Source organism: Atopobacter phocae ATCC BAA-285 (assembly GCF_000526675.1).
GTDB lineage: Bacteria > Bacillota > Bacilli > Lactobacillales > Aerococcaceae > Atopobacter > Atopobacter phocae.
Map to the genome: position 1 here is coordinate 25,997 of NZ_JAGN01000007.1, position 25,098 is coordinate 51,094.

At 33.9% G+C, this 25,098-nt stretch carries 27 protein-coding genes and 1 pseudogene; 23 read left to right on the forward strand and 5 right to left on the reverse strand.

All coding sequences use genetic code 11. From position 1 onward, the window contains the following. Positions 1-4: 4 nt before the first annotated feature. From yjbM to L866_RS0102365, 19 genes are all read left to right on the forward strand, one after another. Positions 5-655, forward strand: coding sequence for a GTP diphosphokinase (yjbM, locus tag L866_RS0102275; RefSeq protein ID WP_035445971.1), 651 nt, complete (start codon positions 5-7; stop codon positions 653-655). Between the two features lie 10 nt (positions 656-665). After that, entirely contained in the window at positions 666-1,487 is an 822-nt protein-coding gene (locus L866_RS0102280) for an NAD kinase (protein WP_025728757.1), read from the forward strand. After that, a complete protein-coding gene (locus L866_RS0102285) occupies positions 1,477-2,391 on the forward strand; it encodes an RluA family pseudouridine synthase (RefSeq protein ID WP_025728759.1) in 915 nt (304 codons plus the stop codon). Before L866_RS0102280 ends, L866_RS0102285 begins: the two co-directional genes overlap by 11 nt. Further along, entirely contained in the window at positions 2,375-3,760 is a 1,386-nt protein-coding gene (gene mgtE, locus L866_RS0102290) for a magnesium transporter (protein ID WP_025728761.1), read from the forward strand. Before L866_RS0102285 ends, mgtE begins: the two co-directional genes overlap by 17 nt. A gap of 188 nt (positions 3,761-3,948) precedes the next feature. Then, positions 3,949-4,380, forward strand: a complete 432-nt coding sequence (mraZ, locus tag L866_RS0102295; RefSeq protein WP_025728763.1) for a division/cell wall cluster transcriptional repressor MraZ — start codon at positions 3,949-3,951, stop codon at positions 4,378-4,380. 43 nt (positions 4,381-4,423) lie between these two features. Continuing rightward, a complete protein-coding gene (gene rsmH, locus L866_RS0102300) occupies positions 4,424-5,377 on the forward strand; it encodes a 16S rRNA (cytosine(1402)-N(4))-methyltransferase RsmH (RefSeq protein ID WP_025728765.1) in 954 nt (317 codons plus the stop codon). Between the two features lie 13 nt (positions 5,378-5,390). Further along, entirely contained in the window at positions 5,391-5,777 is a 387-nt protein-coding gene (gene ftsL, locus L866_RS0102305; protein ID WP_025728767.1) for a cell division protein FtsL, read from the forward strand. Continuing rightward, on the forward strand, positions 5,767-7,905 hold the full coding sequence (locus L866_RS0102310) for a penicillin-binding transpeptidase domain-containing protein (RefSeq protein ID WP_025728769.1): 2,139 nt from the start codon (positions 5,767-5,769) through the stop codon (positions 7,903-7,905). The genes ftsL and L866_RS0102310 overlap by 11 nt, the downstream gene beginning before the upstream one ends. Before the next feature lie 28 nt (positions 7,906-7,933). Then, entirely contained in the window at positions 7,934-8,902 is a 969-nt protein-coding gene (gene mraY / locus L866_RS0102315) for a phospho-N-acetylmuramoyl-pentapeptide-transferase (protein ID WP_025728771.1), read from the forward strand. A 100-nt stretch (positions 8,903-9,002) separates the two neighbouring features. Then, positions 9,003-10,406: a UDP-N-acetylmuramoyl-L-alanine--D-glutamate ligase gene (gene murD / locus L866_RS0102320; protein ID WP_025728773.1), complete on the forward strand. Its 1,404-nt coding sequence runs from the start codon at positions 9,003-9,005 to the stop codon at positions 10,404-10,406. Then, on the forward strand, positions 10,390-11,517 hold the full coding sequence (murG, locus tag L866_RS08415) for an undecaprenyldiphospho-muramoylpentapeptide beta-N-acetylglucosaminyltransferase (protein WP_035445973.1): 1,128 nt from the start codon (positions 10,390-10,392) through the stop codon (positions 11,515-11,517). The genes murD and murG overlap by 17 nt, the downstream gene beginning before the upstream one ends. A gap of 14 nt (positions 11,518-11,531) precedes the next feature. Then, the gene (locus tag L866_RS0102330) at positions 11,532-12,284 is read left to right on the forward strand and encodes a cell division protein FtsQ/DivIB (RefSeq protein ID WP_025728775.1); all 753 of its coding nucleotides are present in this window, start codon (positions 11,532-11,534) and stop codon (positions 12,282-12,284) included. A 262-nt stretch (positions 12,285-12,546) separates the two neighbouring features. Further along, on the forward strand, positions 12,547-13,938 hold the full coding sequence (gene ftsA, locus L866_RS0102335; RefSeq protein ID WP_025728777.1) for a cell division protein FtsA: 1,392 nt from the start codon (positions 12,547-12,549) through the stop codon (positions 13,936-13,938). A gap of 21 nt (positions 13,939-13,959) precedes the next feature. After that, on the forward strand, positions 13,960-15,243 hold the full coding sequence (ftsZ, locus tag L866_RS0102340; protein WP_025728779.1) for a cell division protein FtsZ: 1,284 nt from the start codon (positions 13,960-13,962) through the stop codon (positions 15,241-15,243). Positions 15,244-15,323: 80 nt separating this feature from the next. Then, a complete protein-coding gene (locus tag L866_RS09005) occupies positions 15,324-15,842 on the forward strand; it encodes a cell division protein SepF (protein ID WP_025728781.1) in 519 nt (172 codons plus the stop codon). Between the two features lie 21 nt (positions 15,843-15,863). Continuing rightward, positions 15,864-16,130, forward strand: a complete 267-nt coding sequence (locus L866_RS0102350; protein ID WP_025728783.1) for a YggT family protein — start codon at positions 15,864-15,866, stop codon at positions 16,128-16,130. Between the two features lie 22 nt (positions 16,131-16,152). Beyond that, complete coding sequence (locus L866_RS0102355) at positions 16,153-16,938, forward strand: YlmH family RNA-binding protein (protein ID WP_025728784.1); 786 nt, start codon at positions 16,153-16,155, stop codon at positions 16,936-16,938. 13 nt (positions 16,939-16,951) lie between these two features. Beyond that, on the forward strand, positions 16,952-17,866 hold the full coding sequence (locus L866_RS09225) for a DivIVA domain-containing protein (RefSeq protein ID WP_025728786.1): 915 nt from the start codon (positions 16,952-16,954) through the stop codon (positions 17,864-17,866). Between the two features lie 230 nt (positions 17,867-18,096). Further along, a complete protein-coding gene (locus L866_RS0102365; protein WP_025728788.1) occupies positions 18,097-19,521 on the forward strand; it encodes a cryptochrome/photolyase family protein in 1,425 nt (474 codons plus the stop codon). Between the two features lie 154 nt (positions 19,522-19,675). Here the strand turns inward: L866_RS0102365 and L866_RS0102370 are convergent, their stop codons facing one another. The 3 genes from L866_RS0102370 to L866_RS0102380 form a co-directional block, all read right to left on the reverse strand. After that, a complete protein-coding gene (locus tag L866_RS0102370) occupies positions 19,676-19,918 on the reverse strand; it encodes a GlsB/YeaQ/YmgE family stress response membrane protein (protein ID WP_025728790.1) in 243 nt (80 codons plus the stop codon). Between the two features lie 73 nt (positions 19,919-19,991). After that, positions 19,992-21,239 (reverse strand): toxic anion resistance protein, encoded by a 1,248-nt coding sequence (locus L866_RS0102375; RefSeq protein WP_084030250.1) that lies wholly within the window; start codon positions 21,237-21,239, stop codon positions 19,992-19,994. 12 nt (positions 21,240-21,251) lie between these two features. After that, the gene (locus L866_RS0102380; RefSeq protein ID WP_084030251.1) at positions 21,252-22,199 is read right to left on the reverse strand and encodes a 5-bromo-4-chloroindolyl phosphate hydrolysis family protein; all 948 of its coding nucleotides are present in this window, start codon (positions 22,197-22,199) and stop codon (positions 21,252-21,254) included. 174 nt (positions 22,200-22,373) lie between these two features. Here L866_RS0102380 and L866_RS0102385 point away from each other — a divergent pair, with 174 nt between their 5' ends. Genes L866_RS0102385 through L866_RS0102395 form a run of 3 tightly spaced genes read left to right on the forward strand, consistent with a single transcriptional unit; the run spans position 22,374 to position 23,812 of the window. Continuing rightward, positions 22,374-22,925, forward strand: a complete 552-nt coding sequence (locus L866_RS0102385) for an NUDIX domain-containing protein (RefSeq protein WP_025728796.1) — start codon at positions 22,374-22,376, stop codon at positions 22,923-22,925. A gap of 8 nt (positions 22,926-22,933) precedes the next feature. Then, positions 22,934-23,239 carry a hypothetical protein gene (locus L866_RS0102390; RefSeq protein ID WP_025728798.1) on the forward strand — a complete coding sequence of 102 codons (306 nt, stop codon included), beginning with the start codon at positions 22,934-22,936 and terminating at the stop codon, positions 23,237-23,239. 27 nt (positions 23,240-23,266) lie between these two features. After that, on the forward strand, positions 23,267-23,812 hold the full coding sequence (locus L866_RS0102395) for a cysteine hydrolase family protein (protein WP_025728800.1): 546 nt from the start codon (positions 23,267-23,269) through the stop codon (positions 23,810-23,812). Here L866_RS0102395 and acpS read toward each other — a convergent pair whose 3' ends face one another. Continuing rightward, the gene (acpS, locus tag L866_RS0102400; RefSeq protein ID WP_025728802.1) at positions 23,813-24,166 is read right to left on the reverse strand and encodes a holo-ACP synthase; all 354 of its coding nucleotides are present in this window, start codon (positions 24,164-24,166) and stop codon (positions 23,813-23,815) included. 98 nt (positions 24,167-24,264) lie between these two features. Between acpS and msrA the strand changes: the two are divergent. Continuing rightward, positions 24,265-24,756, forward strand: a pseudogene (msrA, locus tag L866_RS0102405) (peptide-methionine (S)-S-oxide reductase MsrA); the annotation flags it as partial. Positions 24,757-24,882: 126 nt separating this feature from the next. Here msrA and L866_RS0102410 read toward each other — a convergent pair. Then, positions 24,883-25,098: IS3 family transposase (locus L866_RS0102410; protein WP_025728806.1), on the reverse strand; the 216-nt coding region annotated here is incomplete at its 5' end.

Genomic DNA, 25,098 nt, shown 5'->3' on the forward strand with positions numbered 1-25,098 from the left:
GCAAATGGATACTATAACGAAAGATATTATAGAAGATTGGAATGAATTTCTTGCACCTTATGAACAGGCGGTTGAAGAACTAAAAGTTAAATTAAAAGGTATACGAAGAGAATTCACTAACCAAGAAATCCATGCTCCAGTTGAATTTATTACAGGTCGTGTAAAAACTGAAAAAAGTATTATTGAAAAAATGAATGTTCGTAGCATTGAGCCTAATAATATATTGGAAGAGGTTCAAGATATTGCAGGAATTCGTATCATGTGTCAGTTCGTTGAAGATATTTATGATACAGTTGAATTAATTAAGCAACGAAAAGATTTTGAAGTAATTATTGAGCGAGATTATATAAAAAATGAAAAGGAAAGTGGCTATCGTTCGTATCATTTGGTCATTGATTATCCTTTAGAACGTTCCAATGGCATACATCATGTCTTAGTTGAAATTCAAATTCGAACGCTCGCTATGAATTTTTGGGCAACTATTGAGCATTCGTTAAATTATAAATATCAAGGGGATTATCCGAAAGAATTAAAAGAACGTTTAAAAAGAGCGGGAGAAGCAGCTTTCTCATTAGATAATGAAATGTCTGTGATTCGTGAACAAATTCAAGAAGCACAACACTATTTTCAACGTTCGCGCAAACACATAAAGTAAGGAGAGTTGCATGAAAATAGCATTAGTTTATCACGAAGTTCCACTTTCAATTAAAATAGCGAACCAATTTTTAAATTTGTGTCAGACGAATGAATTAATCTATGATGATACGTCACCAGATGTAGTTATTTCTATTGGTGGTGATGGCACTATGTTAAGTGCTTTTCATCGTTATAGCGATCAGTTAAATAAAATTCGTTTTGCAGGAATTCACACGGGACATTTGGGTTTTTATACGGATTGGTTAAAGGATGAAGTGGACTTATTAATGCATTCTTTATTAAATGATTCAGGTCAAGAAGTAAGCTATCCTTTATTGGAGGTTAAGGTACAACGAAAAGATCATCTAAATAATGATGTTAGATTGTTGGCCTTAAATGAAGCTACTATCAAAAAAATGATGGGGACGTTTATTTGTGATGTGCAAATTAATGGAGAGTTATTTGAAGTATTTCGTGGCGATGGGTTGTGTGTGAGTACTCCAACAGGTTCTACAGGAGCGAATAAATCTTTTGGTGGAGCAATTCTTCATCCTAGTCATAATGCGATTCAATTAGCAGAAATTGCTTCTTTAAATAACCGTGTTTTTCGTACACTAGGTTCACCTCTTATTTTAGGTGATAATGATGAATTAACGGTGTATATTCAAGAGACCGATCAATTAATTTTGACGTATGATCATTTAGGAGAAGATGCGTCAATGATTGAAAAGTTAACATTCCAAGTTGCAAAGGAACGAATTCGATTTTTAAGTGATCGACATATGCCGTTTTGGAAACGAGTAAAAAATGCTTTTATAGAAGCGGACGAGGAAGACAGTAATGGACTTTAAATGGATTGTTGAGGAAGAGGAACCACGTACTTTAAAATCTTTTTTTAAATTAAAAAATGTATCTAAACGTTTATTAGCACATGCTAAACACAATGGCAAATTATATGTAAATCATATCGAGCGAACAGTTCGTTATCAGGTGAAAGCTGGTGATGAAGTTATTTTATCCATTCCGCCAGAAACTGCTGAAGGTGTGATTGAAGCATCGTTTGAACCATTGGATATTATTTATGAAGATCGAGATATTATTGTGATTAACAAACCATCAGGACTAGCTTCAATTCCAAGTAGACGACATCCCCATCAGTCCATCGCTAATCGTTTGAAAGGCTATTATGTCAAACAACAATATGAGAACCAAGCAGTTCATATTGTAACCCGATTGGATATTCATACTTCTGGCTTAGTGATTGTTGCTAAGCATCGATTTAGTCATGCGTTAATGGATCAACAACTTCGGGAAAAAGCTATTCATAAGGAATATATCGCCATTGTTTGGGATGAAAATCAGATAATTCAATCCCATGGATGGATCGATGCAGCGATTGCACGAAAATCAGGTTCATTTATCGAAAGAGAAGTAAGTAATGAGCCAGATGCTAAGCCAAGTTTGACGGAATATGAATGTATTCAACGGGATCATTCAATGGCAGAACTAAAGGTAATTTTACATACCGGTCGAACGCATCAAATAAGAGTTCATTTTAGTCATATAGGATGTCCTCTAGTAGGCGATACGCTATATGGCGGAACGATTTGGCAATTGGTTGATCATCAAGCGTTACATTGCCATTATTTAGAATTTAATCAACCTTTTACAGGAGAGTTACTGCAATTAAAAACACCTTTACCTGAAAAGTTGAACGAGTTAAAGGAGACCATATCAAGTGGAAGAACAAAATAATTTAAATACGGAACATCATTTCGAACAAGAAGAAGCGGTTTTGCAAATTAAGCATGCTTTAGATGAAAATAATAAACAAGAATTTTTAGAGAAATTCCTTGAGAATCATCCGTTTGAACAGATGCAAATATTTTTAGAGTTAACTGAAGAAGAGCAACGCTTAATTAATGATATGTTAACCCCAGCACAATTTGCAGAATTTTTAAATATGATTGAGTCCGATGAAGTTAATATCTCACAATATTTAAAGCAAATGCCAGAAGATTTAGTGGGGAAAATTCTAGGTGAAATGTATACAGATAATGCAGTAGATGTTTTGCGCGAATTAACGATTAAAGAGGCGAAACAATATGTTAATCGGATTCCTGCTGAAGCACGTGATGAAGTAAAACGTTTATTTTACTATGATGAGGAAACAGCCGGTGGGATAATGACCACTGAATTTATTGCATTGAATGAATCCCAAAGTGTGAAAGAAGCGTTGTATTGGATTAAACACTTTGCGCAAGAAGCTGAGACAATTTATTACATTTATGTGGTAGATCAACTAGACCATTTAGTGGGTGTATTATCGTTGAGAGATTTAATCATTTACCCAGATGAAGCCTTACTAAAAGATTTAATGGAAACACGATTAATTTCTGTAAGCATTGAAACAGATCAGTTAAAAGCTGCTCAAATTATTCAAGACTATGATTTACTGGCCTTACCAGTAGTGGATTTGGACAATGAATTAGTGGGTATTATTACCGTTGATGATGTACTTGACGTCTTGGAAGAAGAGGCAAGCAGTGATTATTCCGGTTTGGCTGGGGTTGATGTTGACATTCCTAACTTAACACCGTTAAAAGCCGCTTTAAAACGATTACCGTGGCTAATTACATTACTCTTTTTAGGAATGGGAACTTCGACTTTAATTAGTCAATATGAAAGTTTAATTGCTGAAGCGAGTATTTTATCAGTTTTTGTGACATTAATTACAGGGACTGCAGGTAATGCTGGTACACAATCACTAGCGGTTTCAGTTCGCGAGCTTAGTTTAACAGATGATCATAAACAAACCTTCTTAAAAACATTAATTCGAGAATTGACAACGGGTTTAATCACAGGGATAGTAACAGGCTTAACGATTATGTTAGTAGTCGGAATTTGGCGTGGTAACTTTGCTCTAGGTGCTATTATTGGGTTAGCAATGTTAGCAGCTATTACAGTAGCTACTTTAGCTGGAAGCTTTATTCCACAGTTAATGGAAAAAATCGGGGTGGATCCTGCTGTTGCTAGTGGGCCGTTTATTTCAACATTATCTGATTTAACAAGTGTACTAATATACTTTAGTATTGCAAGTTATTTTTTAAGTTCATTCGTTTAAAATTGATATAATACATATTAATGACCGATTTCCTTTTAAAAGGAAATCGGTTTTTTTATTTAAAATATATGATTATGTGCATGAAAGTATAGAAATTAAATTAAAAAGGGTTTTTAACTACTACAAGGTGGTAGAAAGTGGGGGGATGTGGTAAACTATTATTGAAACTTGGGAAGGTGGGAGACTAGATGTTAATCGGCGAGTATCAACATTCGATTGATTCAAAAGGACGATTAATCATTCCAGTTAAATTTCGTGATGAATTAACCAGTCAGTTTATTTTGACACGAGGTTTAGATGGATGTTTATTTGGTTACCCTAAAAGTTCTTGGGATACAGTACAAGAAAAATTAAAAAATCTTCCATTATCAAAAAAAGATGCTAGAGCATTTGTACGTTTCTTTTATTCTGCTGCATCCGAAGTAGAAATTGATAAGCAAGGACGTGTCAATATTCCCAAAACATTAATAGAATTTGCGAATATTGAAAAGGAATGTCGCATTGTCGGTATTAGTGATCGCATCGAAATTTGGAGCAAAGAGAGATGGCAAAAATTTGCTGAAGAAACAGAAGAGAATTTCGATGATTTAGCAGAACATATGATAGATATTGACTTTTAAAAATTAGTTAATTAGGCAGAAGTGCAAATTGAAAGGTGAAAAAATGACATTTGAACATACAACGGTTTTATTAAATGAAATGATTGAACAATTAAATATAAAATCGGACGGTATTTATGTTGATGCCACATTTGGTGGCGGTGGACATACTCGTCGTTTATTAGATGAAGTGGGGCTAAATGGTACAGTTATAGCATTTGATCAAGATGAACTAGCGATTTCGCATGGGAAACAGAGATTTGATGAGGAAATTACTCAAGGACGTTTAATATTAAAGCATAGTAATTTTAGACAAATGAAAGATACATTAAATGAACTAAATATTTCTGAAATTGATGGATGCTGTTTTGATTTAGGCATTTCGTCTCCACAAGTGGATTTACCTGAACGTGGATTTAGTTATCGCTATGACGCTCCATTAGACATGAGAATGGACCAACGACAAGCTTTAACCGCAGCAACTATTATTAATGATTGGGATTATGCTGAATTAGTTCGTATTTTTTATCGTTATGGTGAAGAAAAGTTTTCTAAGCAAATTGCGCGTCGAATTGAACAGGTACGAGTTACACAACCAATTCGTACCACGCTAGAATTAGTGGACATTATCCGAGACGTTATTCCACAACCAGCGCGTAGAAAAGGTGGGCATCCAGCTAAACGGATTTTTCAGGCTTTGCGCATTGCGGTTAACGATGAATTAGGTGCTGCTGAAGATGGTATTACGGACGCTGTAGAATTATTAGCAATTGGTGGTCGCGTGGGTGTTATTTCTTTCCATTCTTTAGAAGATGGACTAGTAAAACACTTATTTAGAGATTATACAATTGCACCTGAAACACCTAGAAATTTACCAATCTTGCCAAATGAAATGAAATTAGATTATCAATTGGTACATCGCAAACCAATTCGGCCGAGTGATGAAGAAATTACAGCAAATAAACGAGCTCAAAGTGCACAGTTACGGACGATTGAACGAATAGGCAAAGCAAATTAAAGGAAGTGAACAAATGGCGGCTGAACAAGTAAATAGTTGGCATAATGCAGAGTCTGTCGCCAATCGACGTAGCAGTGTGCGTGCCAAACAATCAGTTGAACAAGTGAATCCGAATGTAGTCACCGTATATATGGGATTAAAACTTCAGATGTGGTTGATTATCATTAGTAGTTTTGTTTTTTTAATGATTATTACATTAGGTATCAATTGGCAGTTACATTACGCCAATCGAAATTTATTAAGTGAAGAAGCTCAAATTGAACAACTTCAATTGAAACAAAAAGAATTAGAAGAAGAATTTGATACATTGTCACGTTATGAGCGAATTTCAAAAATTGCTAAAGAGCGTGGAATGGAGTTAAATGAAGAACAGATAAGGACGATTAACCATGAAGATTAACGAGCGGATGAAACGGCAATTAATTATTTTTGTGCTAAGTATCATTTCGCTCGTCTTTTTTGTGGTGGTATGGCTTAACTTCAGCGTAGTGATGATAACGGGTATGTATAAAGAAGTTAATCTTAGAAAAGAATCGGATTCTATATCGACTAGAGTAGAATCGATTCATGCAAGAAGAGGCGAAATAGTTGATCGAGCAAATGAATTAATTGCAGTTGAACAAACAACGTATCGTATTACTGCAACGTTAACAGATGAGTGGGCGATAAGAGGAATGGAGCCAAACTACGTTACCGATAAGAAAGGTGTTGCTCAAGCTTTATCGAGTGTTTTAAAAATTGAATACGATGAAGTGATGAAGCGCTTAAATCAAGATAAGCAACAAGTAGAGTTTGGTATAGCGGGACGAAATATTACACCTGTTCAAAAGAAACAAATTGAAAAATTTAAGTTACACGGTTTAACTTTTACCCCAAAAACATCTAGATTATATCCAAATGGCATATTCAGTAGTCATTTGATTGGTTATACGACAGAAGATGAAAAGACGCCTGATCATCTCATTGGGCAAATGGGTATTGAAAGTTTATTCGATAAGGCACTTAGTGGTGAAGATGGCAAGAGTGTTGGACAAGCATACGGAAATAATAAAATAATTCCTCAAAGTGCACAAATCACTCAAAAATCACACGATGGACAAATTGTACAACTCACTTTAGATACAGCTTTGCAACAATATTTAGAAGAATTAATGAATCAGGTTAATAAAAAGTATGAACCTAAATCGATGCAAGCTATTTTAGTTAATGCAAAGACCGGAGCAATCTTAGCGAATAGTCAACGGCCAACTTTCGATCCCAATACGCTTATAGGTATTGAAGATAATTGGCAACAACTATTAGTTCAGCAAACTTATGAACCGGGGTCAACAATGAAAGTATTATCGTTAGCAGCTGCTATTGATCAAGGGATTTTTCAACCAGATAAACAATATGAATCGGGTTCGCTTAAAGTTTATGATAAAACGGTCCACGATTGGAACAAATCGGGTTGGGGAAGAATAAGTTACTTAGAAGGTGTAGCTCATTCAAGTAATGTATTGTTTGTACAATTGGCTAAAGAATTAGGAAGCGCAAAGTGGAAAAATTATTTAGATCAATTTGGAATTAGTCAGTTAACTAATAGCGGTTTTTCTTCAGAGCAGCCAGGGGCTAATCCATATAGCAATCCTTTCCAACAATTGACTACTAGTTTCGGACAAGGGATATCTGTGACTAGTATTCAAATGTTACAAGCTTTTACAGCAATTGCTAATCAAGGTCAGATGAAGCCTATTCACTTTTTAAAAGAAATCCGAACGCAACAAGGAAAAGTAATTAAAGAAGAAAATCTAAAAACAATTAGACAACCAATTTCTGAAAAAGCAGCGACGAAAACATTAGAGTATTTAACGGAAGTAGTTAACAATCCTGAAGGTACTGGACATGTTTTTAAATCCGATCATTTATCGTTAGCAGTTAAGACAGGTACGAGTGAAATGGTTGATCCAGAAACTGGAACTTACTATCGGGATGGCGACAATTATTTATACTCAGTTGTTGGCTTTGCACCAGCAGAAGATCCGGAATTTATATTGTACGTGTTATTAGAAAAACCAACCACTAATCCAACAGGTGTGACAGGTACTCAAATGTTAAGTGAAGTGTTTAATCCGATGATTGAACGGGCTATTAACTCAAAAACTTCACATGTCGACTCCGTTACAACAAATGATATGCCGTTTATTGTGGGGCAAACAGTAGAATTCGTAAAAAAACAGCTCAACGAAGAGGTTCAACCGAATCTAGTTGTGATTGGAAATGGCGATTCGATTATTCGTCAATATCCAGAAGAAGGGGCACCTATTATGCCTGGACGACCTGTCATTTTAATGACAAGCGAAGAAGCGATAATGCCTAACTTACAAGGGTGGGCACGTCAAGATGTAGAAGGTTTAGCTTCACTATTAAAAGTTGATATTAAACAAACTGGGGTAGGGCACGTTGTTTCTCAAAATGTTAAACCAGGTGTTCCAATTGACCCAACAATTACTTGGAAAATAAAATATCAATTGAAAGATAATGAATGACGATGATAGGTAAAGAAGGAGAAATAGAATGTTAAATCAATGGAGTAGTTATATTTTTTACGGTGTTTTAAGTTTTGCACTTGTTGTAACTTTAATGCCGGGCTATATATTTTGGCTAAAACATAAGCAATTCGGTCAAGAAATTCGAGATGAAGGACCAAAATGGCATCAAACAAAAAGTGGAACACCAACTATGGGTGGTCTTATCTTTATCGTATCAGTTTTTGTTCTAAGTTTAGGATTTTTTCTTTTAACGATGACATTGTCTAAAGAATTTTTACCAACTTTTATCGCTTTATTGGGATTTGGTGCAATTGGATTTATGGATGATTCCATTAAAGTTTTTAAAAGACAAAATGAAGGATTTACTTCCAAACAAAAATTTATCGCACAGTTAATTATTTCATTTGTTGTAACTAGTGTCATTTACTGGATACAACCTAATTGGCAGTTTAATTTTATTTTTGTTCAAATAGCTCATCCAATTATTTTATTTCCAATTAGTATTTTTTGGCTGGTAGGATTTTCAAATGCGGTTAATTTAACAGACGGTATTGATGGTTTATCTGGTACGACAACCACTCTATCTTTTCTTGCGTACTTTATTCTTTCAATTTGGAAAGGACAAGACCAAATTACATTGATTGCTAGTTTAATTATTGGAGGAATTATTGGCTTTTTAATATTTAATATAAAACCGGCTAAGATTTTTATGGGTGATACAGGTTCATTAGCTTTAGGCGGAGTATTAGCAGCGATGTCTTTACAGTTAGGTGAACCATTCAGTTTATTATTGATTGGAATTATTTATGTAATTGAAACAGCTAGTGTGATATTGCAAGTTTGGTCGTTCAAAACACGCGGGAAACGAATTTTTAAAATGAGTCCCATTCATCACCATTTTGAAATGAGTGGCTATAGTGAACCGCGAATTGTATGGATGTTTGCTAGTGTAACGTTAGTTGCATCAGCATTGGCACTGATTTTATTATATTAATAAATAAATCAAGGTGTTTTAATATTGTATCGCTTGCTAGAGCGATACAACATAAAGCATCTAGATAATTTAGATGAAAGAAATAGAGAGAGGGAGAAGAATGCAACGGGTGAATTTAAAAAATAAAAAAATTTTTGTTTTAGGCCTAGGAAAAACAGGAGTTGCGGTTGCTCGCTTACTTCATCAATTAGGTAATCAAGTTACAGTAAACGATTTGAATGATTTATCAGGAGATGAAGCATATGATACATTAAAAGAAGAGTTCAAACAAAAAGAAATTCAATTAATTACAGGGCATCATCCAGTCGATTTATTAGACGATTCATTTGACTTCTTTATAAAAAATCCCGGAATCCCTTATACTAATGTAATGGTTGAACAAGCATTAGCGTTGAATTTACCAGTAATTACGGATATTGAATTGGTAGAATGGTTAGTTGAAGCACCAATTGTTGCAATTACTGGTAGTAATGGAAAAACAACAACAACCGAAATGACAGCAGCGATATTAAAAGAAGCGCTCAATCATCGGTTAAAGTTAGGCGGAAATATAGGCATACCGATGGGCGACATTATTCCAACGATTAACGAGGAAGACACGGTGTTGATGGAAGTTTCTAGTTTTCAATTAGTTGGGACAGAAACGTTTAAACCACATATTGCAGCGATTACGAATTTACATGGTGCACATTATGATTATCATGGAGGGCGTGATCAATATTTACAAGCAAAATATCAAATCACAAAAAATCAAACGTCTTCTGATTATTTAGTTTATAATGCGAATGAATCTGCAGTAATTGAGTTAACAAGTGAATCTAAAGCTATTAAAGTGCCGTATAATGCTTTAGATAAAACAAACAATGGAGCATCGTTTGATGGATCCATGTTCTATTTTAATGGTGAACAAGTCAGCTCACGAGAAGTATTAAAAGTACCGGGACAACAGAACGTTGAAAATGCTCTAATCGCTATTGCAATTGCTAAATTACTTCATATTGATAATTCGATAATTCAAATTGGATTGTCTCAATTTAAAGGAGTAAAACATCGATTGCAGTTTGTTAAACAATGGAAAAATCGTTTAATTTATAATGATAGTAAAGCGACAAATACAACAGCTACCAAAATTGCTTTAGAGAGTTTCACCCAGCCAACAGTTTTAATCGCGGGAGGATTGGAGCGACATGAAGATTTAAGCCGACTTGATAATAGTCTGTCTCATGTTAAACATGCTGTTGTTTATGGTGAGATTAAGAAGCGGTTAGCCGATTATTTTACTACTCATGGTATCCCTGTCACGATAGTTAATAGATTAAATGAGGCGACAGAAGAAGCATTAAAACAAACGGTCGATGAGGATATTTTATTATTATCGCCTTCGGCTGCTAGCTGGGATCAATTTAAGTCATTTGAAGAGCGAGGCGATTGCTTCTTGTCTTATATTGAACAATTAACGAATATTGAAAATGAAGTAGGTGAATTTGATGCAACAAACGAATGAACCCTTACGCATCGTTTTATCTGGTGGTGGAACAGGGGGACATATTTATCCAGCCTTAGCGCTATGTCAACGCTTAAAAGAAACGAATACAAGTGTTGAATTTCTCTATATTGGTAGTGAACGTGGTTTAGAACAGCGTATCGTATCAGAAGCGGGAATACCATTTAAAAGTGTTGAAATACAAGGAATTAAGCGTTCTTTATCATTTGAAAACGTACGAACAATTTATTTAATGTATACAGCGATTCGTCAAGCGAAGAAATATTTAAGAGAATTTAATCCGGATGTTGTCATTGGAACAGGGGGATATGTATGTGCACCTGTTTTATATGCAGCCACTCGTTTAAATATCCCAACAATCATTCATGAACAAAATAGTGTGGCAGGTTTAACTAATAAGTTTTTGGCACGTTATGTTGATCGAATTGCTATTACCTTTGAACGGGTAAGAAACGATTTCACTAAATATAATAAAAAAATTCGATTAGTTGGTAATCCTAGAGCGCAAGAAGTTTATCAATTAGTGGATAAAAATCAACTGAATATTAATAATCTTGAAGCAATTAACCGAGTGAAACAAGTTTTAATTGTTGGAGGTAGTCGAGGCGCTGAACCGATTAATGAGGCCGCATTAAAACAGTATGAGCTTTGGAAGGATAAACCCTATGAAGTAACAGTTGTAACTGGAAGAGGTCAATTTGAAACATTAAATGAAAAATATAAAGAAATTATACCTCACAACGTTCATTTGAAAGAGTATATTTCAAATATGCCAGAACAACTGATGCAAACGGATTTAATTGTTACAAGAAGCGGAGCGACAACATTGACAGAGTTGACAGCTTTAGGTATTCCAAGTATTTTAATTCCAAGTCCATATGTTACTAATAATCATCAAGAAAAAAATGCCCGTGATTTAGTAGATAAACAAGCGAGTCGAATGATCTTGGAGCGGGATTTAACGTCTGAAACGTTGGTGAAAGAAGTGGATCATTTGATGGGACACACGGAACAACGTCAGATGATGGGAAAAAATGCGTTTGAAATGGGGATACGAGATGCAGCGGATCGATTCATTGATTTAATCGATGAATTAGTCAATAACATTTGAAATGAGGGGTCATGGTGAAGAAACAAGTGAACGAAATTGCTCACAAAAATAAAAACAAAAAGACAATGACTTTTTCGCTTTTAAGTATTATTTTTTTATTGATGATCCTTAATGGTGCTTGGCTTCTATCCCCTTATTCTAAAATAAAAAAAATTAATGTGTACAATACTAATGAATTGAGTAGCGAGCAGATTGCTTCAGTATTAAATATTGATCACCGCACAACACCATTGGAAGTATATCGAGAATGGTCGCAATTAGAGAATCGCATTAAACAACTATCTCCACAGATTTTAAAAGCAGACGTTCAATTACATCCATATAATCAACTAAATGTCATAGTTGATGAAGCCACAGTCTTGGCATTATGGAAAAAAGGAGAACGATATTATCCTGTATTAAAAAATGGAGAATTTCTAGAAAGTATTAGTTTAGATGATGCCCCTATATTGCCGATTATTAAAACAGATAAAAATCCCAAAAAAATACAGAAAGTCTTAAATGATTTAGATCAATTAGATCCATCAATTCGTGAAATGATGGTACTAGTACAAGATGCTAAAAGTGACGAACAAGAAGTTCGTTTGCAAATGAGTGATGGTCAATTAGTCATTGGTAAATGGCAAGATATTTTTAAAAAAATGAAATATTATCCAGAAATGAGAACGGTGATTGATCGTAAAGAAGGCATCCTTCATTTAGAAAATGGTGCATATTTTAAAGAAAAAAATGGACAAACAACTTACAAAGTAATGAACGAAGAATAAATATATTAGATTGACATATAATTCAATAAAACTTAATCTAAAAGTTACAACATCACTACTTTTTTATGATAAAATAAAGAAGTATATGTAAGGTGCTACAAAGTTTATTAAAAGTGAAAAATACCTCACTGTTGTTTATCATTTCATCCTATTTTTAAGTAAATTGAGTGATGAACATTGATAGGGTTTGTTCTTAAGCACCTATTTAAGTGAAAACTTTACTTAATTAAAATGAATGAAAAAATGAGGAGGTTTCAATGCTGTGAATCAACAAATTTATGTTAGTTTAGATATTGGAACCACTGCGATAAAAGTCGTCGTAGCTGAATATGTTAAAGGGCAAATTAATGTGATTGGCGTTGGTAGCGAGCCAAGTCGTGGTGTTTCAAGGGGTGTCATTGTCGATATTGATGAAACAGTGCGTGCCATAGAATTAGCAGTTAGACAAGCGGAACAAAAGTCAGGAGTGACCATCCGTGATGTTTATGTAGGCATTCCAAGTAATCAAATTCAAATTGAACCATGTCATGGTATGATTGCTGTTTCTAGTGAAAATAGAGAAATCACTGATAAAGATGTGTTCAATGTGATTGCAGCTGCTAAAGTTCGATCAGTGGCCCCAGAACGTGATATTATTTCGGTATTACCTGATGAATTTATTGTTGATGGATTTGATGGAATAAAAGACCCACGTGGAATGATTGGTGTTCGTTTAGAATTGAACGCTAATTTAATTACAGGACCTCGAACAATTATTCATAATGTTCGTCGATCAGTTGAAAAAGCTGGACTTAAAATCATTGATTTAATTGTTCAACCACTTGCTAGTGCGCATGTTGCTTTATCCGACGGTGAACGTGAGTTTGGAACAGTATTATTAGATATGGGTGGCGGTCAAACAAGTGTATCAGTCTTTCATGATCAATTAATGAAATTTTCTTTTGTTGATCAAGAAGGAGGAGAGTTTGTTACGCGTGATATATCAATTATTTTGAACACTAGTCTAAATAATGCAGAACGCATCAAAAGAGAATACGGCTATGCAGTTTCAAGTGATACATCAGATAAAGAATTTTTCCCAGTAGATACGATTGGCCAAAATGAACCCGTTCAAGTAGATGAGCATTATTTATCTGAAATCATTGAAGCACGTCTTGTTCAAATTTTTCAAACGATTAAACGTGCGTTAGATGAAGTAGATGCTTTAAAACTGCCTGGTGGAATTGTTATTAGTGGTGGCGCCGCAAGCTTACCTGGTATCATACCACTAGCAGAAAGTATTTTTGGGGTAACTGTTAAACCGTATATGCCAGATTATATCGGATTAAGACATCCTTCATTTACTTCAAGTGTGGGATTGGTAAAATATGCAACAAATTTAGGTGAAATTGATCATATTGCTGAACAAAGTAATGCACCAAAAGAAATCGTTAAGCAAAATGCACCACGACCAGCTAAACGTCGTATACCGATTGAACCTAAAAATAAACCACTTGAACCTAAACGAGTAGTTGAAGAAAAGAAAGCGACAACGAAAGAGCCACAAAAACATGAAATAGCAAAACAAATCGCTAATGAGAATGGATTTATTTATAAAGTTCAAGGTCTTTTAAAAAAAGTAACAAACTTTTTCAAGTCGATAATTGAAGAGTAAGTAGAATCAAGGAGGATTATGATGGAATACGAATTTGATAATGCAATGGAACAAGGTGCAGTTATAAAAGTTATAGGGGTTGGTGGAGCTGGAAATAATGCAGTCAACCGTATGATTGAAGAGAATGTTAAAGGTGTAGAATTTATTGTTGTCAATACAGATACACAAGCTTTAAAAGGCTCAAAAGCAGAAATAAAAATCCAATTAGGACCTAAATTAACTAAAGGTTTAGGCGCAGGTAGTGTACCTGACGTTGGTCAAAAAGCTGCTGAAGAAAGCGAAGAGCAATTAAAAGAAGCTTTAGCCGGTGCAGATTTGATTTTTGTTACTGCGGGAATGGGTGGAGGCACAGGAACAGGTGCTGCTCCAATTGTTGCCCGTATAGCAAAAGAACAAGGTGCTTTAACTGTCGGTGTAGTGACACGTCCATTTAGTTTTGAAGGACCAAAACGTGGTCGCTTTGCTGCAGAAGGCGTTAAAGGGATGAAAGAAAATGTGGATACTTTAGTAGTTATTTCAAATAACCGCTTATTAGAATTAGTAGACAAGAAAACACCAATGTTGGAAGCATTCCGTGAAGCAGATAATGTATTACGACAAGGCGTCCAAGGCATTAGTGATTTAATTACTGCTCCAGGATATGTTAACTTAGACTTTGCAGATGTTAAAACAGTAATGAAAGATCAAGGTTCAGCTCTAATGGGAATTGGACATGCTGAAGGCGAAAATCGCATTATCGAAGCAACACGTAAAGCTATTTCAAGTCCATTATTAGAAGTTTCAATTGAAGGTGCAGAACAAATTCTATTAAACATTGCTGGTGGACCAGACTTAACATTATTTGAAGCACAAGATGCAAGTGAAATTGTAGCTGAAGCTGCATCAAGTGATGCTAATATTATTCTAGGTACATCAATTAACGAAGAACTAGGTGATGAAGTAATCGTAACAGTTATTGCAACTGGTATTGATGGAGAACGTCCTCAAGATAAAGTTAAACCAACAGGTAAACAAGCGTCACCTTTTCAAAATCGTACACAAGCACCAACACCAACACCAAGTGTGACTAAAGAAAGTGCACCAGTTGAAAAGAGACCTGCACGTCGTCGCCAAGAAGAACCAGCTTCAAATCAATTGTTTGGTGATTGGGACATTAAACGTGATAAAGAAAAACGTGAGCAAATTGAACCAGCTCCAAGAACAACCGGTTTCGATACAAACATGCCACGTGTAGAAGAAAATCGTTCAAGTGAAGAAGATGCGCTCGATACTCCACCTTTCTTTAGAAAACGTAACAATCGTTAATTAAGTTAAAAGAAGTACATAAGAGGCTGACTAAGATCAGCCTTTTTCAATAATAAGTTTTTAAAAGGGGTAGAGCAAAAATGGGATTCTTTGATGGATTAAAAGAATTTATATTTCAACCGGAAGATGATGATTTTGAATATGAAGAGGAAACAACATGGGAGCAAGAAGAGCCTGTCGTTTCCAATCAATATGAAGAAGAACTGGTAGAATATCAAAATGAAAGACAGCAAATGCCTAAGAGAAGTGAACGATCATCATCCATTGAGCGATACAATTCAAAAGTGCCTGAAAAGAAACGTTCGGGACATGCTGTATCAATTATTCATGTCGTTCATCCACGGATGTATTTAGGAGAGGTAGAAAAAATAGCGGATGAATTATTAGCTGGACAAGCTGTTATCGCTAATTTTGAACAATTACCTATTGATGAAGCAACAAGAATCATTGATTATTTATCAGGAATTGCTTACGCAATTGATGGTGACGTTCAAAAAATAAGAGAAGGCATATTTATTGCAACACCAGCTACGCTTTCAGTTGAAGGTGTATTAGAAGATGAAAGTAATCAAGAAAGATTTTTTTCAAATTTAAGTTAAAAAAGAAGGGGATTTTACTTTATGATCCAATTAGTCTTTAGTGGACTTAATTTTTTAATAACTGTATATATATACATGTTAGTCATCTATGCTTTATTGTCTTGGTTTCCAAATGCTCGTCACTCGAAATTAGGACAATGGATAACACAAATTGTAGCCCCATATTTAGACATATTAGATCAATATATTCCATCATTCGGGGGAATTAGTTTTTCTGTTGTCATTGGAGTGTTATTACTTCAGTTTGCCCAAAGAGGATTAATGATAGTTATGAGTTGGTTTATTTAATAAGCTAGAAGTGAGGAACATTATGGACGTTGATATTTTACAACACTTTAGACCAAGTGAAGAAAATTTTATCCATCAAATTGATGATGCAATGGCACGTGTGTTGGATACATATGCACCAGTTTTACTATCATTTCATGATCCTAGACAACAATTTATTACTGAAAGCGTTGTTGGACGTGAAAATGAATTGAAATTATTTTATAATGGAGGATATGAGGGGAGCGAACGTAAACGTGCTTTGATTGCTCCCAATTATTTCGAACCAACAGAGAGTGATTTTGAATTAAGCTATTTATCAATTAAATATCCTGAAAAATTTGGCGAGTTAAGTCATCCCCAAATATTAGGTAGTTTTTTAAGTAGCGGGATTGACCGGAAGTATTTTGGTGATATAATATCTGACGGAAGCAATTGGCAAATTATTATTGACAAAACTATTCATGATTATGTTCATTTACAAACTTCCCGTATTGGAAAAATGAAAGTTCATTTGGAGCCGATTCATTCGAGTGAATTACTTTTACCCAAAGATTTTTGGGAAGTTCAGGATTTTACGGTTTCAAGTTTGCGAGTGGATGTTTTAATTAGTGGTGCGTTTAATTTGTCAAGACAACGTGCGAAAGTGTTAATCAATCAAGAGAAAGTAAAAGTCAATTGGCGAGAAATTAATCGAACAGATGAAATCATTCATTTGATGGATATTATTTCTATCAGAGGTGTAGGTAGAATTCAATTACAAAATATTCGAGGGAATACAAAGCGTGATCGCATTCGAATCACTTGTGGCATATTAAATAGACAATAAAGGAGAGAAAAGTATGAGTTTAAAACCAATTGATATTCATAATAAAGAATTTGATACACGTTTAAGAGGATATAATCAAGAACAAGTTAACGATTTTTTAGATGAAATTATACGTGAATTCGAAAACTTATTAATTAAACAAGAGGAATTAGAAAAGAAAATAAAATTTAGTGAAGAAAAAATTTCGCATTTCCACAATATTCAAGAGACTTTAAACAAATCAATTATTGTGGCACAAGATGCTGCAGATCGTTTAAAAAAGAATGCGAATAAAGAAGCGGAAATGATTATTTTTGAAGCAGAACGCACAGCGGATAAAATATTAAAAGAAGCTGCACGTAAAGCAACAAAAATTAATCGTGAAACAGATGTTTTACAAAGAGATAGTCGTGTGTTCCGTCAAAAACTACAATTGATGATTGAAACACAACTTGAAATGGTTAAATCAGAAGAGTGGGATCAATTGTTAAATAATCAAAAAGATCCAGAAGTAATTGCACCAACCGTAAAAGAAGTGATGAATGAAAGACGTCGTCGTTTTGGTCATTCACAACAAGATACTGGACGTAAGCAAATGACTCAATCTGTCGAAGATTTAGGTCAAACAAAAGCTTTCACTCCAATTCGTCCTGAACGAGCATTTGATCATGATGAAACTATTCAAATTAATCCGGCAGAAGTTAAAGAAAAAGTGAAAGAAATTCAAGAAGCTGCAAAAAAAGCAACGACTTCAAAACAAGAAGTGAAGGATACAGTTATTCCAACAGTTTCATCTGAACCAACTGAATCAACAATGGAATTAAATGCAAAAGCATTAAAACAACGTATTAAAGAAAAACAAGCGAATAGTCAACATAAAGAAGCTAAGCGTCCAACAATTATTCACGCAAGTAAAGAATTCTCAATTGAAATGCCAGAAGATAATTAGAGAAAGCTGAAGATGAATAGGTGAAGTAACCATTTTGGTACTTTGCCTTTTTTTATATTTTTAAAAAGATGAGATTTTTCATGTATGATCATTAAATGATATATTTTTGTTGATAATAAATATTTATGGATAAGTTGTGACAGTTGTTTAGTTGGAATATAATGATAAATAGTATTATGGACGCTAAACATCAGTCTATCTTAAAACTTAAATAAAGAGGAGAATCGTTTATGGTATCAGTATTGTGGTTTCGTAGAGACTTAAGACTTGAAGATCAAAAAGCTTTAGCACAAGCAATCAATAGTCATTCACCTGTTTTATGCTTGTTTCAATTTAATGAAGAACAACTGAGCTATCCAGCTAGTCGTAATCAATCTTCATTTGTTTCTAGCGTTCTAGCTTTTAAAGAGACTTTAAAAGAAAAAGGAATTGACTTATATATGATGCACGGTGACTTAATTACTTGCTTTAAACAGTTATACGAGGAGCTAGATAATTGGACAGACATTTATTTTAATTACGATGATTCTGGTTTTGGACGTCTACGTGATCAAAAAGCAGCACAATTTTTTAGAGATAAGGGAATTAAAATTCATGCATATCAAGACCATTACATTCATGGTAGTCAAGAAATAAGAAGTCAATCTGGTGACTTTTATAAAGTTTTTACTCCGTACCATAAAGTATGGCAAAGTTTTCCAAAAGAACATCCTGTTTCAGTTGATCTTTCAAAGGGACAGTGGATTAGTTTGAAAACGCCAGTAAAAGTTTTAAAAACGATTGAAAGTTTAAAAAATCCAGCGTTCAATGATGTGTTTACTTCGCAAAAAGGTCTTGAACAGTTAACACGTTTTATAGAAGAGGGATTAGCCCAGTATCATATCGATCGAGACTTTCCTGGAAAAGAAGGGACTAGTTTTTTATCACCTTTTTTACGTATAGGTGCTGTAGGTATTCGAACAGTTTATCATGCTGTTAAACAAGCTCCTAAAAGTCAAGGGCAAGCTATTTTCTTAAAAGAATTGGCGTGGCGAGATTTTTATAATATGATTTATATGGTTAATCCTGATCAAAAAACGATGTCTATTCAAAAACCGTTTCGCCAATTAGAGTGGGATAATCATCCAGATTGGTTTCAAGCTTGGAAAGATGGTAAAACCGGCTATCCTATCGTTGACGCGGCAATGCTTCAATTAGAACAAACAGGCTGGATGCACAATCGCTTACGTATGATAGTAGCCTCGTTTTTAATCAAGGATCTTATGGTGGACTGGCGACTTGGTGAAGAGTATTTTAAAGAAAAATTGATTGACTATGATTCTGCAAGTAATATTGGTGGGTGGCAGTGGGCTGCCTCAACAGGAACCGATGCTGTTCCTTATTTCAGAATTTTTAATCCGGTCACTCAAGGGAAACGTTTTGATGAAAGTGGCGATTTTATAAAAATTTATTTACCTATGTTAGAAAATGTTTCAAATAAATATATTCATGAACCTTGGAAAATGCCAAAGGATGTACAGGGAAATGTGGGCTGTGTGATAGGCAAGGATTATCCATATCCTATCGTTGATCATTCGGAACAACGCAAACGTGCTATTGCTAAGTACGAACAAGCGAAAGAAAATGCAAAGAAAGAAACAGAAGAAACAAATTAACTATTTATCAATATTTTGTGTGACAGTTTTTAATCGCTGTCTTAAATAAAAAATAGAGTTGTGGCTATTGACCGACAACTCTACATGAAATAGAAATAACTAATCATTCGATATGATAAAAAAAATGAATGGAAAATTTCCATTCATTTTTTGTTTAATTATTCATTTTTTTAAGAATAAAGCTAGCAATCATAATAATTAAAATTGCTCCAATCAATGATGGGATAACAGCATATCCACCAATAATTGGGCCAAAGTCTTTAAAGAAATAACCGCCAACCCAAGAGCCAAGCATACCAGCAATAATATTACCAATAATACCTCCAGGGATGTCTTTTCCTAAGATGGCTCCAGCTCCCCAACCGATTAAACCACCAACAATTAATGACCAAATCATTGAAAAACCCTCCTTTAATTAAATCTAAATCAATTATAACATTTTTAACTTTTTAATGAAAATGATATGAAATCTAGCGGTTTCGGGTAGTTAATTGTAGCAATTGATCTTTTAATTGACTTTCCATACGAATTAGTTCATGTTCAGCATTTCGGCGTTTTTGACGCCCCTCTTGTTGAATGCGTATCGTTTCTTCTAACGTTTGAACTAAATTAGATTGAGTAGTTTGTAGTGTTTCGATATCAATAATTCCTCGTTCGTTTTCTTTAGCCGTTTCAATTGCCGATTGTTTTAACATTTCAGAATTTCGTTTCATTAAATCATTTGTTGTTTGAGACACTTGTCTTTGTGCTGCTACTGCATCACGTTGTCGAACTAATGTGAGTGCAATAGCTATTTGGTTTTTCCACAAAGGAATAGCCGTTGTAATAGAAGATTGAATTTTTTCTGCTAAAGCTTGGTTAGTGTTTTGAATTAAACGAATTTGTGGTGCTTGTTGAATGGTCATTTGCCGAGTAAGTTTTAAATCATAATTACGTTTATCAAGACGCTCAACAAATTCATTTAAATCATTGACTGTTTGTACATCCATTTGATCTTGAGTCGATTGTGCCTGTTGAATGGCTTGCGGAATAGTTATTTCTCTCAATTCTTGAATTTTTAATTCACCCGCTGCAATATAAACATTTAAAGCTTCGTAGAAACTTTTATTTTTTTGGTAAATTTGTTCTAATGTTGAATTATCGTTTAATAGTGCATTTTTTTCCTGACCTAATCGTAAAGCAATTTTATCGACTTGATTGCCAACTTGTTGGTATTTTGCTGTGACTTCATATGCAGATTGCTTCGCTTTCCCAAACCATTTTTTTATAATATTGGTCTCAGCAGCAGCTAACTCTTTAGGATTAGTTTCATTTAGTTTAAACATTAATTCGGTTAACGTATCACCTATAGCACCAGTATCTTTAACACGAACATGGCTAAGAATGCTGTGACTGAATTGGCCTAATTGTTTTTGAGCTGCTGCTCCATAGGTAATAACTGCTTGAGCGTTAGTTTCATCAATTTGTTTAGCTAATTTTTGTGCTTGTTGTTGACGTTCCGGTGATAATGAATCGACTAAACGTGGTGCCGGTTGTTGCTGATCAGTCACTGTATCTTCGAATAGTTGGTTATTTAAAGGTTCATTTAATACATTTGGATCTTGAAATGGGTTAGCTAGCAAATTATTTAAATCAGGATCTACTACTAACGGATCAATGTTTTCCTCGAATGTTGAATTTAAATCATCCAAGTTAGTGTTATTTTCAATATTATTCATTATAAATACCTCCTAAAAATTATCGAAATCTTCTTCATCACTTAAATACTTCGCAGTGTTTCTTAATACGGAAGAGGGTTCTTGTTTTTGAATAAGTAATTCTTCAAAACGTTTTTCATCTTCTATTTCTTCAAGCGTAGCTTCGCTAGTTTGTGACATTTCATTAATATCGGGTAAGTCATAAATAGAGGATTGATTCATTTCTAACAATCTTTCCTCTTTTTTTAAACGTTCTTCAACTAACTTTAAGTTAATTTCAATGTCTTCAAAGTCATCAGACATAAACGTTTCATAAGATTGTTTAATATTTTGAACAAGCGCTTCTATCGTAGCGGTTGAACGATTTAATGTTTGATAAGTCAGTTTGGATTTGGCAACGTGTTGTTCAATATCTAAATACTTATCAATAATCTCAACCAAACTCGGAATATAAGAGTAAAGAAACGCTTCTGCTTCAATCATGCGTTTAGGATGCTGTGTAATTGCTCTAAAATAATCTTTTAAAAGAGGTATTAAATCGTAACGATTTGCTATAACTTTTAACTTAGTAGAGAGCTCCATTGATTTTTCAATTGACATAATTTGTTTCTTGGTTTTTTGGAGTTGTTTTCTAAAAAATAAAATATCATCATCATCTAAACCTTCAGCATAATAAAAATTCTGCTTGTTTTCAGACAGTGGTGGTATCTCTCCTTTATATCGATGTTTTTTGTTTCTTTTCCGTCGACTAAGTGACATGTTATTTTTTTGTCCATAGATAAGTCGTGGAGCAATGTATCGAAAATTTATCCAGCCTGAGAAATAAAAAGGTATAATGATAAAAACTAAATGCATAAGTAAAAAATCAGTATCAAAGTTAAGTAAAATGCCCGCAAAAAAATTGATAAATACTAAAAACATTGCACTGCTCCAAAATAATATATTATAATTTCTAAAGGTGAAAAAATTTTTATCTTCCATAAAATCGAGTCCCTTCTATTCAATTCCTATTACTTAAAGTAAGTATAACAAACTACTTTATAATTATAGTCGGTCAAAAGAATGATTTTGACTGGAAAAATTCGTTTAATTTGAAAAGGTATGTTAAGATATGTTTAATTATTACTGAATGATTTTACTAAAGGAGGATACTGAATGGAATTAAATGAGAAGACACTAAGACGTGAAACAGTTTATGAAGGAGTTTTACTCCATGTGGTTAAGGATGATGTTAAACTGCCAGATGGATCAAAGAGTACACGTGAAATGATTTTACATCCAGGTGCTGCAGCAGTTATTCCGTTTACTTCGGACAATCGTTTACTTCTAGTGAAACAATTTCGCAAACCTCTTGAACGCGTTCTTTATGAAATTCCAGCAGGTAAAATTGATGCAACCGATAATAATCCATTAGAAACGATTAAACGAGAGCTTGAAGAAGAAACAGGTTATCAAGCCAGTGATTGGTCATTTTATCGAACAAGTGCTCTAGCAGTAGGTTATTCTAGTGAACTCATACATTTATATATCGCTAAAAATCTTTATAAAGTAGAAGATGCAAAAGAAAAAGATGTAGATGAATTTATAGAAGTAGTAGCTGTAACTTATGATGAATTAAAGCAATTAGAAGCTGATGGTGAACTACTAGATTCAAAAACACAAATGGCATTGGATTATTGGACGAATATACAATTAAATAGGAAGTAGGAAAAATAATGAGAAAAGAGAGTTTAAGACGTTCTCATCAAAAACAACCAACATTTATTCAACGTGTACTTCACAAAGATAACGACAAAAATATTCGAGAAGAGTCAACGTTTGAGTTGGTTAATTCTGCCGATTTAGGTGACACGAGTTATTTAGATTATTTAAAAGAACATGAATTAATAAAAGAAGAAGTGTTACCAAGTCGTTCCAAAGAGCAAAAGCGACTTCAAATATATGATCGTTGGTTAAGTGGAGCAATTGTAATAACGGTTATATTAATTGTTGTATTAATTGTTGTTGCATTTTTTATTTAATACAAAAGTTATCAAAAGGAGAAAAAAATGAAAGCATATATTGTCACTGATTATACAGAAGATTTTATTGCAACAAATGGAAAGTTAACAACTGATGAAGCAGGGCAAAAATTAGAGCAATATATTGTAGAACAGGCAGAAAAACATTTGAATGAAGAAGATTATATTGTTTTTGCAGTCGATATTCATGATCCAAGTGATCAGTTCCATCCGGAAAATAAATTATTTCCCCCCCATAATGTTGAGGGAACATCTGGTAGAAATCTTTATGGTACATTGAATGATTGGTATCAAGTAAATAAAGATAGTGATCAAGTATATTGGATGGATAAACGCCACTATTCTTCGTTTAGTGGTACAGATTTAGACGTTCGTTTAAGAGAGCGTCGAATCACCGAAGTAGTATTAGTAGGTGTCTGTACAGACATTTGCATTTTACATACAGCAGTTGATGCGTATAACTTAGGCTATGATATTACGGTATTAGAACGCGGTGTGGCGAGTTTTGATCCACACGGACATGAATGGGCATTAAACCATTTTAAAAATATTTTAGGTGCTACAATTAAATAATTATAGATCAAATAAAATAACAAAAGCAATCGCATGCGATATTTCGTGTGCGATTGTTATTTTTTGCCCACCGTTAAATGGTGAATAAAGAATGGGTTTGCCACTTGAATCATTAAGTATTTCAATTGATTGAAAACTAAGTGCTTTACCAATTCCTGTCCCGTAAGCTTTAGAGAAAGCTTCTTTTCCAGCAAATCGTCCGGCTAAAAATTCTAGTTGTTTTCTTTCGTTTAAGTGATTAAATAGAAGTAATTCATTAGGTGTTAAAATTCTTTGAGGAAATTGTGGATGCTTTTTCCACACGGAATGTATTCGCTCAATTAAAACAATATCACTGCCAATTTCAAAATTCATTTTTGTTATCTCCTTAATGAGTTAATTGCATTGCGCTGTTTTAATTTAGTATAATGAAGGTCAAATATAAAAGCAACGTGGAATAAAGGAGTGATCACATGAATAATAACCAATCAATTTATTTAGCTGGTGGATGTTTTTGGGGAGTAGAAGGATATTTCAGTCAATTAAAAGGTGTTGTTTCAACATCAGTAGGTTATGCAAACGGTTTAACAGAGGAAACAAATTACAATCAATTAAAGGAAACCGATCATGCTGAAACGATTCATATTCAATATGATTCAAAGCAAATTTCGTTGCAAGAAATTTTAAAACATTATTTTCGGATTGTCGATCCAACAAGTTTAAATAAGCAGGGGAATGATGTTGGGAGACAATATCGTACTGGAATTTATTTTGTAGAAAAAAATGATTTAACTGTAATTGAGCAAGAATTGAAGACGTTGGAAGCTCAAATTAATCAATCAGTAGTAATTGAATTAGAACCACTAAAAAATTATGTTTTAGCTGAAGAATATCATCAAGATTATTTAAAAAAGAATCCTAATGGTTATTGCCATGTAGATATTTCTTTAGCACAAGTACCATTGTCATAAAAAGCAATATCACTTATTAATAAATAGAAAAAGAGCCAATCATTGAACTGCTCCCTGTCAAGTAGACAGGTAAAAAAATAAATTTTATGCACCTATGGTTTTTCATCCATAGGTGTTTTTTTATGCTGGAATAGCTAAACCCATCTTTAATGTGATTCGTTTAGTGTTAAAGAAATGAATATATTGATCAATATCTTTTGTTAAACTTTCAAATGTATCATATTTATTTAAATAATATAATTCTGATTTGAGCATGCCAAAAAAGTTTTCCATTGGACCATTATCGATACATTTTCCTACACGTGACATACTTTGAATGGCTTGGTGATCCTTAAT